The 15,046-nt window shown below is 69.5% G+C and carries 11 protein-coding genes and 3 pseudogenes; 6 read left to right on the forward strand and 8 right to left on the reverse strand.

Going from position 1 to position 15,046, the window contains the following annotated elements; translation table 11 throughout:
* Window positions 1-241: 241 nt before the first annotated feature.
* Window positions 242-1,435, forward strand: coding sequence for a serine hydrolase (locus QFZ76_RS47180; protein ID WP_307679468.1), 1,194 nt, complete (start codon window positions 242-244; stop codon window positions 1,433-1,435).
* Window positions 1,436-1,813: 378 nt separating this feature from the next.
* Here QFZ76_RS47180 and QFZ76_RS47185 read toward each other — a convergent pair whose 3' ends face one another.
* The 3 genes from QFZ76_RS47185 to QFZ76_RS47195 all read right to left on the reverse strand — a co-directional run bounded on the left by QFZ76_RS47185 (window position 1,814) and on the right by QFZ76_RS47195 (window position 5,006).
* Entirely contained in the window at window positions 1,814-3,208 is a 1,395-nt protein-coding gene (locus QFZ76_RS47185; protein ID WP_307679469.1) for a Mucin-2, read from the reverse strand.
* Between the two features lie 160 nt (window positions 3,209-3,368).
* Complete coding sequence (locus tag QFZ76_RS47190) at window positions 3,369-4,166, reverse strand: DUF899 domain-containing protein (RefSeq protein WP_307679470.1); 798 nt, start codon at window positions 4,164-4,166, stop codon at window positions 3,369-3,371.
* Between the two features lie 159 nt (window positions 4,167-4,325).
* Window positions 4,326-5,006: a TetR/AcrR family transcriptional regulator gene (locus tag QFZ76_RS47195; RefSeq protein ID WP_307679471.1), complete on the reverse strand. Its 681-nt coding sequence runs from the start codon at window positions 5,004-5,006 to the stop codon at window positions 4,326-4,328.
* Window positions 5,007-5,633: 627 nt separating this feature from the next.
* Here QFZ76_RS47195 and QFZ76_RS47200 point away from each other — a divergent pair.
* The 5 genes and pseudogenes from QFZ76_RS47200 (at window position 5,634) to QFZ76_RS47220 (ending at window position 9,608) form a co-directional block, all read left to right on the forward strand.
* Window positions 5,634-5,957 carry a zinc-binding dehydrogenase gene (locus tag QFZ76_RS47200; protein WP_307679472.1) on the forward strand — a complete coding sequence of 108 codons (324 nt, stop codon included), beginning with the start codon at window positions 5,634-5,636 and terminating at the stop codon, window positions 5,955-5,957.
* 83 nt (window positions 5,958-6,040) lie between these two features.
* Entirely contained in the window at window positions 6,041-6,589 is a 549-nt protein-coding gene (locus QFZ76_RS47205) for an SRPBCC family protein (RefSeq protein ID WP_307679473.1), read from the forward strand.
* Window positions 6,590-6,997: 408 nt separating this feature from the next.
* Window positions 6,998-8,219, forward strand: a pseudogene (locus tag QFZ76_RS47210) (RNA-guided endonuclease InsQ/TnpB family protein).
* 86 nt (window positions 8,220-8,305) lie between these two features.
* Window positions 8,306-8,458, forward strand: coding sequence for a hypothetical protein (locus QFZ76_RS47215; protein WP_307679474.1), 153 nt, complete (start codon window positions 8,306-8,308; stop codon window positions 8,456-8,458).
* A gap of 148 nt (window positions 8,459-8,606) precedes the next feature.
* Window positions 8,607-9,608, forward strand: coding sequence for an aldo/keto reductase family protein (locus tag QFZ76_RS47220; RefSeq protein WP_307679475.1), 1,002 nt, complete (start codon window positions 8,607-8,609; stop codon window positions 9,606-9,608).
* Window positions 9,609-10,102: 494 nt separating this feature from the next.
* On the opposite strand, the gene QFZ76_RS47225 is transcribed toward QFZ76_RS47220, so the two are convergent.
* The 5 genes and pseudogenes from QFZ76_RS47225 to QFZ76_RS47245 all read right to left on the reverse strand — a co-directional run bounded on the left by QFZ76_RS47225 (window position 10,103) and on the right by QFZ76_RS47245 (window position 14,909).
* Window positions 10,103-11,077 (reverse strand): NmrA family NAD(P)-binding protein, encoded by a 975-nt coding sequence (locus QFZ76_RS47225; RefSeq protein ID WP_307679476.1) that lies wholly within the window; start codon window positions 11,075-11,077, stop codon window positions 10,103-10,105.
* A gap of 192 nt (window positions 11,078-11,269) precedes the next feature.
* Window positions 11,270-11,934, reverse strand: a pseudogene (locus QFZ76_RS47230) (SDR family NAD(P)-dependent oxidoreductase).
* A gap of 75 nt (window positions 11,935-12,009) precedes the next feature.
* Window positions 12,010-12,537, reverse strand: a pseudogene (locus tag QFZ76_RS52045) (YhgE/Pip domain-containing protein); the annotation flags it as partial.
* Window positions 12,538-12,806: 269 nt separating this feature from the next.
* On the reverse strand, window positions 12,807-13,910 hold the full coding sequence (locus QFZ76_RS47240) for a 4Fe-4S binding protein (RefSeq protein WP_307679477.1): 1,104 nt from the start codon (window positions 13,908-13,910) through the stop codon (window positions 12,807-12,809).
* A gap of 369 nt (window positions 13,911-14,279) precedes the next feature.
* Window positions 14,280-14,909 carry a TetR/AcrR family transcriptional regulator gene (locus QFZ76_RS47245; RefSeq protein WP_307679478.1) on the reverse strand — a complete coding sequence of 210 codons (630 nt, stop codon included), beginning with the start codon at window positions 14,907-14,909 and terminating at the stop codon, window positions 14,280-14,282.
* Window positions 14,910-15,046 lie beyond the last annotated feature (137 nt).

Here is a 15,046-nt window from a genome sequence, read left to right on the forward strand (position 1 = left end):
ACGGGCATTGATACAGCCGTCGGGGCAGACCTGATCACGCGCGACGGGGCACACCCCAAGGGCTTGCCGAATCTTTGGCCGGCGCCTGCCAGGATTTGGGCCCGCGCGCACCAGAACGTGAGGTGCGTGCCCGTACCTGGTCGGGCGGTTGCGGCCCAACGGCTGTGCGGGAGGGGTCAGGGCGGGATCAGGGATCACTCGGGGGTGCCCCCGATGCCTGCCTGCTGACAGCGTGTAGGGCATGATCTCAACGCGCATGTCACGAAGGGGTTTTACGAGAGCCGCGCTGTCAGGGACCGCCGCGCTGGCCGCCGGCGTAGCACTGCCCACGCCTCGCGCCGCCGCCTCGCCCATGCCGCTCCCGCCGCTGGACCCCACCGCTCTGCAGGCCGCGATCGACTACCTCGAGAACCCGCCGTCGACCGCTGCCCAGCTGCGAATCGGCGGCGCAGCCGGCCAGTGGCGCGGTACCTCGGGCGTGGCCGACATCAGGACGCGGCGGCCGGTGAGGGCGGCTGACAAGGTTCGGGTCGGCAGCATCACCAAGGTCTTCGTCGCCACGGTGGTACTGCAGTTGGTGGCGGAGGGCCGGATCAAGCTGGACACGCCGGTGCGACGGGTCCTGCCCGGGCTGCTGCCGGAGCGGTACGCGGCTGTCACCGTGGCGCACCTGCTGAACCACACCAGCGGGCTGCCCGACCACGTCGGCATACCGGAACCGGAGACTGCGGAGGAGGTGTTCCAGCACCGCTTCGACCACTGGACGCCGCGGGAGTGGGTGGCGACGGCGACGCACGGGCCGCTGAAGTTCGCGCCGGGCACCCGGCAGGAGTACCGCGGCATCAACTACGTCCTCGCTGCGCTGATCATCGACACAGTGACCGGCCGCCCGTACGGGGAGGCCGTCGAAGCCCGCATCCTGCGCCCGCTGCGCCTGGCGAACACCGTCGTACCAGGCGACGACCCGCGCATCCATGGCCGGCACGTGCACGGCTACCTCAAGATGGCTGACGGCGGTTTGCGGGACATCACTGTGTACGACAATTCGTCGGTCCGGGGTGACGGCGACATGGTCTCCACGACGGGTGATGTCGACCGGATGCTCATTGCGCTGTTTTCCGGTGAGTTACTTCCGCCCGGGCTGCTTCGGCTGATGTTCACCCTGCCGCCGGACGACGTGCGGATGCTGGACGGCAGTCCGGCCCGCTACAGCACCGGGTTGCAGCAGGCCACCGTCAACGGCATCACCTGGTGGGGCAAGACCGGCGAGACGTACGGCTACAAGAACGCCGCGTTCTCCACCCGTGACCAGCGACGCCGGTTTGTGCTCGCGTACCACCCGACGACCGCCCGCAACGGCGAGGAGAGCCAGATGATCGCTCGGGTCGCCGACCTACTCACCCGCACGCCGAGCACCGAAGAGTCGGTCGCTTGACGGCGTGTATCGATATGCGGGTGGCTCAGCAGACGGTTGGGTCGATCAGCGGGTGGGCTGCGAAGCAACGGAGGTCTTCGGCGGCGCGGCGGACGGGGGCGCCCGGGTTGGCCGCGCCCGGCACTGGCGTTGGCGTCGGCTGGGGGAGAGGGGCATGCCTCCCAGGGCGTCGTACTCGCCGTGCTCGGTCCGCCGTTGGGTGACAGGCGTGTTCGTGGTTGCCGTCCGGTGGGCACCCGCTCCCCGGCTCCCGTTGGTCGCTCCCTACCGCCTCGTGCAACCCCCTGGTCAGCACCGCCCGCCGACTGCCCGCTCCGGTCGGCTCCAGGTGCGGATCGGCTCTTGGTGCTTCGGCCGCGTCGCTTCAGGCGCCTGTCGTCATGCGGGCACCCCGGCCTGGTCCATGACCGCGGCCATCTCACTCGGAGGTAGGGCCGGGTTGTCACCCGCGCTGGAGGCCAGCTCGGGCAGGGTGAGAGCCTCGATGAGGCGGGGGAGCGGCAGGCGGGGGTCGCGGGTTGCCGCCTGACGTGTCCAGACGTCCGGGTCGTGACTGAGCCGCTCGATCAGGTCGGGGCCGGCGGCGGGATCGCGGACTGCCAGCTGTCGGTAGATGCCGTCCGGGTGGTCCGCGTAGCGGGCGGCGAGGCCTTCGCGGGGGAAGCGGGGGTGGCCGGTCACCATCCAGGCCGAGAACGTCCCGCCGAGCCGTGCGTACACGCTCATCAGGACCTCCTCCGGGGTGTCGGGGTGGTACACGGCCAGATGGGTGCGCACGAGAACGTCCGTGTCCTCGGCCAGGAGCCGTAGGAGATCGGGTGGCAGGTGGGGGCTGCGGGCCGCGGCGCGGCGCAGCAGTGGATGGGCGGAGGTCGCGGCCCGGTGCAGCACGTCCTGATCGGCGATGCCGGCCGCCACCCAGTCCACGTCACCCCGTGTGTGCGGGGCCACGGTGAAGTCGATCGCGGCGCGTCGGTCTTCGGTCAGCTCGGGTCGGAGGGAGACGGCGAGCCGCACCTCGTCGTCGGGGTCGACGGCGAGACGGTCCACGAGTTCGGCCGGCAGGGACGGATTGCTGGCGAGTTCGACCAGGTGGACGCCTTCGGTGAGGAACCGGCCGGCGTCCGCGCGGTCGAGGAGCCCGCGGCGCAGCGCCTCGGTCAGAGCGGCGGGGTCGCGGAGCAGCGCTGCCGTGAGCTGTGCGTCGTGCGGACACGCGCACAGCGCGGCCGACCGCCGTACCTCAGGGTCGGGGTCGTCGAGCAGCGCGGCGCGCCCGTCCGCCGTCAGTTCGTCCCAGACGCGCAGGGCAGCACGTCGTGCGGCCGGATCGGGATGTTGGACCAGCGAGGCGAGGAAGGACGGCGCCAAGTGGCGCGAGCCCAGCAGCGCGCCCCGTACCGACGGTTCGGGGTCTTCGAGGAGACGTTCGCACACGGCGTCCGGCAGCGGACGGACCTTCCTCCGGTGATCGTGGGTCCACTCGGGTCCGCCGGCGACGGCGGCCCGCACCATTGGCGAGGAGTCGTCCGCGAGCAGGGCCCGCTGCTCGGCATCCGCCTGGCCGCTCATCGCGAACTGGACTCGCGTGTCCAGGACCGGGTGGGTGAGGACCGCCGCCACGGCCGACTCGGGCAACCCCGGCCGGTGGAGGGCCTGGAAGGGCGGGCCGTGGCCCCCGCCGTCGAAGGCGATCAGCCGCAGCAGCAGCGGTGTGGGAAGGGCCGGGTTGGCGGCGACGCCGTCCAGCGCGGAGGAGTAGAAGGCGACCATGTCTCAGCTCTCCGACCCGTCGCTTTGCACGCAGCTCCTTCGGACGCCTACGCGGCATCGGCCGTTCGGGTCAATGTCCCGTCATCCTGCCACGGGCCGGGCCACCTCCGCGTGTGATCACCGAGAGCCCGTGAAGGTCCGCTGCCGTACGGCCAAATCGTCAGGCGTCGTACTCGTCGGGGAGGCGCAAGGCCGGGCCGCCGAGGTGAAGGCCGAGGGGGACTGCTCGGCCCTTCGGCTCCTCCCACGCCTCTTGGCGGCCGAGCGCGGTGAGGTCGAGATAGGGGTAGCCGTTGTGGAACTCATCGATGCCACGGCCGAACGTGGAGTAGGTGTGGAACACCTCTTCCTCGACACGCAGGAACGCGCTGATGCCGGGCCAGTCGCCGCGCATGCTCTCCGACCACGGCATCCCGGCCTCGGCCAGCTCGGCCTCGGTGCGGTGGAAGACCTGCACCGGCGCGATCCGGTCGTCGACGGTCGCGTGGAAGTCGTAGTTGAAGTCGCTTCCGTACGAGGAGTACCAGGGGAAGGTCCAGCCCATCCGCTCGCGGAAGGCGGCGAGTTTCTCGTACGGCGCCCGGGTCACCGCGACCAGCGTGGTGTTGCGGACATGGAGCTGTCGCAGGTTGCCGATCTGGTCAGCTGCGGAGGAGCAGCTCGAGCAGCCGGTGTCGCGGGGGTGCTCGACGCCGTCGGCATCGATGTCGAAGATCCACATGAAGTGGTGCATGACCAGCTGGGGCCGCCCCTCGAACAGGTCGAGCAGGCCCACCGTCCCGTTGGGGCCTTCGAAGGTGTACGGCTTGTCGACGCGCACCATGGGCAGCCGCCGCCGCTCGGCGTTGACCCGGTCGCGCGCCCGGGTGAGCTCCTTCTCCTTGGCCAGCAGCTCCTTGCGGGCGGCGAGCCACTCCTCGCGCGACACCACCTCGGGCAGGTTCGGCATCGTCGGCATCTCGATCCTCCCAGCTGCGCTCGGCTGTGCTCGTCCGTCTCCGCCCAGTATCCGCCGAGGCCGGGTCTCCATCCTCTCGTCACCCGAGGTCGCTCGGCGGTGAGTATCAGCATCGAGACCTGCCCCGCTGCACCCCGAGCAGCGGCGGCCCCGGAGGACTCAGCGGCCGAGCAGGCCGTCCAGCTCGGCCGCGAACAGCTGGGCGGGGTCGAAGCCCATGCCTGTGAAGTGGCCGGCGAGTTCCAGGGAGAGGACGCCGTGCAGGCGGGTCCAGAAGGTGAGGGCGCGGCGTAGGACTGGAGCGGGGGCGGGGTGGCCGCCGGCCCACTGGCGGTGGTGGGCGAGGTGGGTGTCGAACGCCGTTTCACCGACGTCCGCCGTGTTGTCCGCGTCAGTCGCGTCAGTCGCCTCGGTCGCCTCGGCTGTGCAGGCATCGAGCAGGGTCGCCATGATGTCGCCGGCGATCGTGGTGACGGCGTCCGGCGCGTGGTATCCGGGGACGGGTGTGCCGTAGATGAGGAAGTACCGCTGAGGGTATTCGAGCGCCCAGCGGCGCATGGCGTGAGCGAGTCCCGCGAGGTCGGGGCCGTCCGAGGCGGTGGTACGGAAGGCGTCGGCCAGGCTGCGGTAGGCGTCCGTGACGAGTTCGGTGATCAGTTCGTCGCGGCTGCTGAAGTAGCGGTAGAGCGCAGGACCGCTCATCCCCATCTGCTTGGCGATGGCGTTGAGGGAGAGCGCGGAAGCTCCCGCGCCGGCGATCTGCCCCCACGCGTGCTCCTTGATCTCCGCTCGCACCTGGGCCCGGTAACGGTCCCGGGGGGATGCCGTGTTCGGCGCCATACTCACCACTTTCTCTCCGCGGGCCGGCACGGCCGACCTCCCGTTAGAGGCTATCACTAACGGCATCCCCTCTAAAAAACCCTCCGGCATCCCCTTGACGTGACCCATCTCGCCCGGGCAAGCTTGTTACAGCTTCTAACGAACGCGATTGAATGTAACGGAGAGCCGTGAACGCAGGAGAGACCAACGCAGAGGAGCGCCGCGAGGTGGTCCGGGTGGGGCCAGGTCGTCGTCGTCCGTATCGAGGCGAGCGGGGTGTCCTTCGCCGAACGTCTGCACCGTCCAGGCAGCGGGCACCGGGTCGACCGCGGCCCGGAGGGCGCCCGGGGGCCGGCCCTGACGAAGACCGGGGACAGGGCCGGCCACGTCCCGCTCGACGCGGCGGACGTGACCGAGGTCCCGACGGCGTCGGCGCGAAGCGGGGGGAGGTCACGGTGGTCAACGGCATCACGCCTGGCAGATACTGCACCGCAAGGCGCGCACGGGCCGGCCTGACGAGCCTCGTACACGGCGCCAACGGGGAGTGGGCTCGATGCTCGTCCAACTGGCGCCCGCCGCCCCGGCCCGGATCATCGGCACCGCCTCGGCCTGCCACCACGGCACGCTGCGCGTCCTGAGCTTCACCCGTTGACGACCACCGACAACATCCCCGCACGAGCGCGCCACCTGGCCCTCTGCGACGCGGACGCGGTCCTCGGCCACGCCGACGGCCGCAGCTTGACCGCTTCCTCGCCCTCCTCGCCGCCGGCGGGGCCAGTACTCAAGCTCCTGGGCCGCGCAATCCGCTTCCGCACCCGCCTGCCCGCTGACCTCAGCCAGGTCCTCACGACCCTGCAGCGGGGTGACATCAGTCCGGCCGTCGCCGCCGAACTCCCGCTGATCCAGGCGGCCAACGCCCTGCGCCTGGCATGGTCCGGCGCGGTCAGCGGCAAGGTCGTCCTCGTTCAGTAGCCCATGGCCCGAACCGTCTGTCCTCGCCCCGCCCTCTCCCGTCCCGTCCTGTTCTGTCCTGTCCTGTCCGAAGGAGAATCACGATGCTCACCACTCTGCTCGCGAAGGCCGCCGCCGTACCGGTCGCGCTCGTCACATGCCTCTCGGGAGGCACCCCCGCCGCCCACCAGCAGGCGGGCATCGACCTCGACGCTCCCGTGATCACCCGGGACGACATCGTCATCCAGGCGCCGCTGGACCGGATCTGGCAGATCCAGACCGACGTGGAAGCCTGGCCCGCCTGGCAGCCCGACGTCACCGAGGTGACCAAGGAGACTCCCGGCCCGCTGCGAGCGGGCTCCGTGTTCCGCTGGTCGGTGCACGGCCTGCGGGACATCACCTCAACGGTCAAGCAGGTCAGCCCCGAGCGCCGCATCGTCTGGGGCGGCCCGGCCCAGGGCATCACCGCCGTCCATGTGTGGACCTTCCACCAGAAGCGCGACGGCGTGCATGTCCACACCGAGGAGTCGTGGTCCGGCGATCCGGTCGAGGCCGACACTCCCGCGCTGCAGGCGGCACTCGACGCGTCGCTGGACGCCTGGCTCCACAACCTCAAGGAGGAGGCGGAAAGCCGTCCCGCCGGGCGACCCTGACAGGGGTGGGATGCGCGCTTCCGGAGCTGGCGCTCGACACCTCGGTCGAACTGTTCACGTAGCGGGCCCGGGCCGCCCGGCCCGGCGTGGAGCTGCCACCTTGGCGGGCTGCCGTTCGCCGTGGAGGTTGGCGCGGCGCGGGTGCGGGTGCGCCCGCCTCGCCGTCCGCGGCCACCAGGCGGGTGAGGCGGCGCTTGTCGGTGCCGGAGATCGCCCACCGCCTCGGCTACCGGGGTTCATTCGCAGTGCCCCCGGCGTTCACGCCGGGGGTGAAGCGAATCTGATGGTTGCGACGCGGAGCGTCGCGGTGTCCTTCCGGCGGAGCCGGACTGGGCTGCAGGAGCGGCGAGCGTTCGCACGAATGTTCCGTCGTGACGGTGGGTGTGCGGCATGTCTAATGTGATCGTCATGCAGCTCAGGTACGCCTTCAGGTTGTACCCGGACCCCGGCCAGCAGAGGGCGTTGGCCAGGGCGTTCGGGTGCGCGCGCGTCGTGTTCAACGACGCGGTGCGTGCCCGTGAAGACGCCCGCAAGGCCGAGCAACCGTTGCCCAAGGCCGCGGAGTTGTCCACCCGCCTGATCACCCAGGCCAAGCGGACAGCGGAACGGTCCTGGCTGGGCGAGGTCTCCGCGGTCGTCCTGCAGCAGTCCCTGCGCGATGTCGAGGGCGCCTATCGCAACTTCTTCGCCTCCCTGAAGGGCGCCCGCAAGGGCCCCAAGGTGGGCGCCCCGCGCTTCAAGTCCCGCAAGGATGCCCGGCAGTCGATCCGGTTCACCGCCAACGCCCGCTGGAACCTCACCGACAGCGGCCGCCTGAACCTGCCGAAGATCGGCCCGGTGAAGGTGAAGTGGTCGCGCACCCTGCCCACCACCCCCACCTCGGTCACCGTCATCAAGGACGCGGCCGGCAGGTTCTTCGCGTCCTTCGTCATCGACACCGACCCCGCCACCGACGCGGCACGGATGCCCGAAACCGACCGCACCATCGGCATCGACCTCGGCCTCACTCACTTCGCCGTCCTGTCCGACGGCACGAAAATCGACTCCCCGCGGTTCCTGCGCCGCGCGGAGAAGAAGCTGAAGAAGGCCCAGCGGGAGCTGTCCCGCACACAGAAGGGATCCAAGAACCGCGAAAAGGCCCGCCTGACGGTCGCTCGTGCCCACGCCCAGGTCACCGACGCCCGCCGCGAGTTCCACCACCAGCTCTCCACCAGGCTGATCTCCGAGAACCAAGGGATCGCCGTGGAGGACCTGTCTGGCGGGACTGGCCCGCACCAGGCTGGCCAAGTCCGTGCACGACGCCGGATGGTCCTCGTTCGTGAACATGCTGGAATACAAGGCGGCAAGATACGGGCGGACTCTGGTGGAGATCGGCCGGTTCGAGCCGACCTCCCAGACCTGCTCCACCTGCGGCGTCAAGGACGGACCCAAGCCCCTCGATGTCCGGGAGTGGACGTGTGCCGCCTGCGGCACGGTCCACGACCGGGACCACAATGCCGCGATCAATGTGAAGACGGCCGCCGGACTGGCGGCATCGGCCTGCGGAGCGCCGGTAAGACCGGGAGCAATCCCGGCACAGCGTGAAGAAACAGGAAGCCACGGATTCCCGACCGAAGCCCGTGCCGCGTAGCGGCACAGCAACAAGTCGAGAAGGCCAGAATCCTCGGGCTTCAGCCCGAGGTGCAAGTCAACGGTTCACGCACCCTGTATGCGGTTGTGGAGTGGAGCTGGAACCTGCTCGCGGATGACGCACGGGCGGCGCTGCACACCCTGTCCCGGCGTGCGGAGGCGGGCGAAGACGCGGAGGCCGTCGGCCGGTTCCCCGCCTGGGCGCGGGACTTCAGTGCGCATCGTGTGCACGCGCCGTGACGGGTGAGCGGTCCCCTCAAGTCTGAGGTGCAAGCCGCTCTCGCGCCCGGCCTCCCCCTCAGCGGATTATCCACCGGGGCCGGTGACATCAGCGATCGGACAGGGGGGAGGATCATGGGAGCACACCTACGCAATGGGAGGTTCGACGATGGAATACCGTCATCTCGGCAACAGCGGCATGATCATCAGTGAGATCGCCTACGGCAACTGGCTGACCCACGGCTCGCAGGTCGAGGAGGAAGCTGCCCTCGCCTGTGTGCGAGCTGCTCTTGACGCAGGTATCACGACGTTCGACACCGCTGACGTCTATGCCGAGACACGCGCCGAGTCGGTGCTCGGGCGCGCGCTGAAGGGCGAGCGTCGCGAGGGGATCGAGATCTTCACCAAGGTGTACTGGCCCACCGGGCCCGGGAAGAACGACCGTGGGCTGTCGCGCAAGCACATCATGGAGTCGATCGACAACTCCCTGCGCAGGCTTGAGACCTCGTACGTGGACCTCTACCAGGCTCACCGGTTCGACCGGTTCACGCCGCTGGAGGAGACCATGGAGGCGTTCGCCGACGTGGTCCATTCCGGTAAGGCCCTGTACATCGGTGTCTCCGAGTGGACGGCCGATCAGATTAGGCGGGCGCACGCTCTGGCACGGGAGTTGCGGATCCCGCTGGTGTCGAGTCAGCCCCAGTACTCGATGCTGTGGCGGGTGATCGAGGGGGAGGTCGTGCCGACCAGCCAGGAGTTGGGCATCGGGCAGATCGTGTGGTCACCGATCGCCCAGGGTGTGCTGACGGGCAAGTACCTTCCCGGGGAGCAGCCGCCGGCCGGATCGCGGGCGACGGACGACAAGGGCTCGGCGATGATCAGCCGCTTCCTGAGCAATGAGGTGCTCGAGGCGGTGCAGCAGCTGAAGCCGCTGGCCGACGAAGCCGGCCTGACCCTGGCTCAGCTGGCGGTCGCCTGGGTGTTGCAGAACAGCAACGTGTCTGCCGCGATCGTCGGCGCCTCCCGGCCGGAGCAGGTGGCGGAGAACGCGAAGGCGGCCGGTGTGAGGCTGGACGCGGATCTGATGGCGCGCATCGACGAGATCGTGCTTCCGGTGGCAGTGACGGATCCGTATCTCGTGCATGAGGGCGTACCGCCGCAGCGTCCCTGAACAGGCTGTGACACAGCGGGTTCTGGGAAACCGGAACTCGGTGTAGCCCCTGTTCGCGTTACTCGTTCACGGCGCGGGTCGGAGCCTTCGGAGGGAAGATCAGCGCTCCCGGAATTTTCGACCCGCGCTGGCCATGACCAGGGCCCGGCGCACACGTCGTGACGCTCGGCAGGTGCCGCCCGCCGGCCCGGTAGCCGCTGGTTCGTCGGCGAGTGCCGCGGGCCGCACCACGCATACGCGGGACTTCCGGGCCAACGAGGAGGTCGAGGCCATCCACTGGTGGAACTTCCGGGAAGCCCTCCCGGGACCCATCCAACCCCTGGACGCCTATCTCGCCGGGCTCACGCGCGAGTTGAGCCCCGGCCTCTCCCACTGTCCAGGGCAAGGCTGAGACTCAACTCGGACTCTGTCTCCTTGGTCATCCTCGGACACTGCGGCGCGCACCTCCGCCAGGACCACCGCTCACATTGGCCTGCTCTGAATCGCTCTGCGGTTCAGGCAGACGCCAGCTTTCGGATGCGCGGGTGGTTCTCCAGCGCCCACCGCACGGTCTTCGGCGGGCGTCCGAGCAGGGTTTCGAGCTGGTCGGTGGCGCCGCGGTATCCGCCGCCGCCCATCAGCCGGGTCAGGGTCTTCAGGTGCTCGGCGGTGTGCGGGAACGCGGCCAGGGCGGTGTCGACGTAGGTCTCGTTCCAGGTTTCGACGTCTTCGGGAACGTACGTGACTTCGCGTCCCAGCGCGGCCGCGTAGTCCTCCGCGAACCCGTGCATGTCCTTCAGCTCCGGGCCGTTGAGGTCGTAGGACTTCGAGATGTGCGGCTTCGGGTCGGCCAGGATCTTCACGCACAGCTCCGCCACGTCGTAACCGGCGATGGGCGCGAGCCGGTGGTGGCCGAAGGGCAGGCGCAGTTCACCTTTGCTCAGCGGCTCCAGCGCCAGCCAGGTCATCAGGGGGTTCTCGACGAACATGGCCGCCCGGATGTTGACGGTCGGGAGGCCGGACCAGTCCAGCACCTGCTCGGCGACCCAGTGGGCGCGTTGCTGCGGCGACCAGTTGGCGATGAGTCCGCCGAGCCACGCGCGCCGTTCTTCCTCCGGCGCGGTCATGTTGTCGAAGGTCATGAACGACTGCTCGTACTCGGAGATGTTGACGAACACCTCGATGTCACCCTGGGCCCGCGCCGCCGCGGCCATCAGGCTGACGGCGTCGGTGTAGTACGGCGACAGGCTCATGCTGAAGTAGATGCGCCGGACGCCCTTCAGTGCGGCGGTCACGTCGGCGATGGTGAGCAGGTCACCGACGAAGACCTCGGCCCCGGCCTGGCGGAGTGAGTGCGCGCGTTCGTCGTCCTGGCGCACGAACGCGCGTACCGGGTGCCCTTGGTCGAGCAGCATGTCGACCATCGTCCGGCTCACACCGCCGATTTCGCCGGCGGCACCGGCGATCAGGATGGGGTTGCGCTCTGACATCAGGGTGTCTGTCCTCTGTCTGGTGGTGGGGGGAGTCAGCTGTTGAGAAAGCCCAGGAGGTGGTCGGCGACGGTCTTGGGCTGCTCGGTGTGCACGGAGTGGCCTGCACGGGGTGCGACGGTCCGCTGGATGGCGCCCTGTGAGGCGAAGGGGCTGAGCTTGGTGGCCGCCGCCTCCGCGTGGGACTGCGCGTCAGCCGGCCAGCCGGTTCATCTTGCGGATCTGCTTGTCGAAGACTGCGGCGGGGGCGACGCGGCGCAGGACCCTCGCGCGTCCGGCCAGGGGGCCGGCGGTGTAGCGCACCCTCGGTGTGGCGTCGGTCGCTGCCGCGACGATCGCCTTGGCGACGACGGTGGGGGCGTCGCCGTCCCTGATCGCCTGCGCCATCACGCGGTCGACGGTCTGTCGCCCCTTCGCGTACACCTCCAGGGGCATGTCGGGCTTCGCGCTGTTGGCCTCGAATCCGGTCCTGGTGTAGGCGGGTTCGACGATGAGCGCCCGGACGCCGTGCTCACGGATCTCGTGGTCCAGGGACTCGGTGTAGCCCTCGACCGCGTGCTTGGAGCCTGCGCGATGGAGGTTTCCTCGGCCGCGCCCATCGATCCGATGCCGGCGTTGTTGACAAGGACGTCGATCCGCCCGAACCGCTCGATCACCTGCTGGACCGCGGCGGTGACCGAGGCGTCACTGGCCACGTCGAGGTCGAGGAAGGTCACACCGTGGAGCGGGGTGACGCGTGAGGTGTCGCGGCCTGTGCCGGCCACGTCGAAACCCGCTGCGACCAGCGCGAGCGCGGTTTCCTTGCCGATGCCGGATGACGCACCCGTCACGAGTGCCACCGGTCGATTTGTCGTCATGATTACTCCCGCATCCCTTGAGAAACCGACGACGAGGGTGAGTGCGTAGTAGAACGCCGTCAGGCCCAGGCCGCTGTGTGAGTCGAGCGGATGGCGGTCCTGGATCGTGACGGAGGCCGGGTCGGCCAGCAGGATGCGCGCCGCGGCGGGCAGCTTCGTCTGCCCGGTCCCGGTCTGGGCGGTCAGCTCCTTGCCCACCTGGAGCGAGGCGTTCTCGGCCGCCTGCGTCGTCGCCGTCCGGGCCAGGCTGGATCCCATGCTGCCGGCGGACTGGTTGGTCAGCACCGTCAGTGTCGGGCGGGCCGGGGTTCCGGTGGTCGTGGCGTCGGTCAGTGCGGTGGTGGCGGAGGTGAAGTCGGCGGGGACGACGAGCGCGCCGTACAGCTTGCCCTCGTCGAACTCCTCCTTCACCGCCTTCTCGTCCATCACCTTCCAGTCGATCTTGTCCCCGCTCGCGGTGGACTTCTCGATCGACTCGGTGATCTGCGCCCCCAGGTTGACCTGCTTGCCGCCGACAGCGGCTCCCTCGTCGGCGTTGACCAGACCGACGGGCAGTTTCTTCACGTGGTCGACCGGGTCGATGTTGGCACCGACGTAGAACACGGTGAACAGCAGCGCGAGTACGCCCGTGATGACGCCGTTGGCGATCCACAGAGGTTTGGCGCGCAGGACGCGGAAGGGGCAATGCCACTCATGACTTACTCCGGTCTCGACTACAAAGGCACAGCGGGAGGAGGCGGTACGAGCAGGCTCCCGTGTTCGGCCACGATGGCGAGAGTTTCGCGACCGAGTACGGGTGCGGGCGGTCGGCAGCAGACATGAGCGACAGCCTCTGCACAGGACGAGCGGGAGGTGGCCACAAGGGGCGCCGGCTAGTGGGATGCGGAGCGTTTCGCCGGGGGGTGCCAGCCGCCGGTTACTTCCTTGACGGGCTTGTGGGGGAAACGGCGCTGGGCGTACTCCTGCGCGTGTGAGCCCGGCAGGACGTACAGGGTTTCCTTCTTGTCCTGGAGCGGTCGCAGCACGGTGTCCATGAACGACTTGCGGTCGTCCAGGTACGGGCCCAGGACGTCCTCGCCGGCGGGGCAGACAGCAAGGCAGTAGCCGGACTTGTAACCGGGGGGCGAGGTCAGGCTCTGCCACATGGAGGCGCTCTCGGAATCGCTGACCCGGGAGCGGTAGTCGGCGGCGTCCTCGCTGTCGGCGACCGCCTGCGCCCAGTCGGTGAACCCGCTCATGAACTCGCGGTAGTTGTGCGTGGTGCAGGCCAGCGCGTCGAAGGCCCCGTCCTTGCTGATGGCGCCGACCGGGCAGGCGGCGACGCACAACTTGCAGTCGATACAGGGGTTGTAGTCCAGCGCCCGCCCGTACTCGCTCACCTCCGCGTCCACCAGCACGGTGACCAGCAGGACGAAGCTGCCGAACTTCGGGTGGATGACGTTGCGATGCAGACCCATCACGCCGAGCCCCGCGGCCACCGCGACCGTCTTGTGCGCCACCACCCAGATCCGCTCCCTGGGGAAGCGGTCCATCTCCTGGGGGAAACCGACCGACGGATTGAGCGCGCGGTACCCGGCGTCCTGCAGGGCCCGGGTGACGCTGCGGGCGGCGTGGTTGGCCTGTTCGTCGGTCTGGTGGAACTCCTGGTTGGCCACGCTGCGGGCGGGGGAGCGGCAGTTGTCGCGGTTCATCCGGACCGCCATCGCGATCAGGGTGCGGGTGCCGGGCAGTGCGGACTGCGCGTGCTCGCGCTCGCCGGCCAGGTCGGGGTGGTCCAGGCTGACCGCGGCCGCGTCGTCCGCACCGGCCGCCAGGCACAGCTCGCGCAGCCAGGCCGCGTCGATCACCGCCGGAGGGTTCACCGCGTCACCGGCCCTGCGCCGGGCGAGTACGGCCTGCACCGACGGGTGGGCAGCCAGCTTCGCCGGAAGCCTGGGATCCCTCGGTTGCCCCTCGACATCGCGCGCGGCAGTCATCCGATACTCCTAGGGATTCGGGTTTTGAGGCTCGTCTCTTGGACGAAAAACCGATCAGTTTCACCACCGTAAACCGATCAGTTTCCGCACGCAAGCTCAAACGGCAGGCCCTCCCCGATCCGCGCCCCTTCGTCCGGTACCGCAACAGGCCCGTAGCCGGTACTCACGTCGGCGGCAGGGTGTCCGGCCCTGATCCCCGCTCCCTCGGAGGGTGCTCCAGCGGCGTGCCGGTCCCCGTGTGGCAGGACGTGGTCGGGGGCGGCCGGGACCCCGAAGGGTGCGATGTCCTCGCGGGCGTGAACGCCGGGCCCCTCGCGAAAGCCCCGCTGAACGGTACGTCCAGGCGCGGAGTGAGAATCCGCTCCGGGGTCACGTCACATTCGCGAACCCCGCAACCGGCTCCTCCCCGGCTCGCCATCCCGTCACCAACGCCCGCAGTGCCCGCTCGTAGCAGTCGGCGACCGCGAGCCCCTGCGGCTCGTTGCCCGACAGCACCAGGGAGACCAGGCCGTGGGCCATTCCCCAGACCGACAGTGCGATGACCTCGGGGTCGGACGCGGAACTGAACTGCCCGGCCCGCTGCCCGCGGCTCACGGCGTCGACGAGGGGCCGGTACGTCTCGACGGTCTCGCGCGGCCTGTCCGAGTCGGACGGGCACTGGGCACTGCGGTCGGAGAAGAGGATCGCGTAGAGATGTGGGTTGGCGACGGCGTATTCGCGATAGGCGAGCCCGATGCGGATCACGTCGCCGGCCGGGTCGTCCGTCGGATGCAGGGTGGCCAGGCGCTCGACGAAGAGCCGCACGGCCTCCTGGTACAGGCTGCTGAGCAGGCCGGCCTTGCTGCCGAACAGCGAGTAGACCGCCGTGGTCGAGGTCTTCGCGTCCGCCGCGAGCTGTCGCAGGCTCAGCGCGGCCGTGCCGCGGTCGAAGACCGTGGCGGCCGCGCGGTGCAGGAGCCGGAGCCGGAGCGCTTCGTCATGTGTCTTGAGCCTGGCCATGGCGCCAGCATATTGCAACAGCGTTACGAATGCCCCCTCGGTGACGCATCGAGCTGCGGTCGGTTGGTGCTACCCACCCAGGGTCGCGCCAACCTTGAAACGGGTCTTCCTCGAATAATGCCAGGTCAGCACGAGGC

This window comes from Streptomyces sp. V4I2, from assembly GCF_030817655.1.
Classification (GTDB): domain Bacteria; phylum Actinomycetota; class Actinomycetes; order Streptomycetales; family Streptomycetaceae; genus Streptomyces; species Streptomyces plumbiresistens.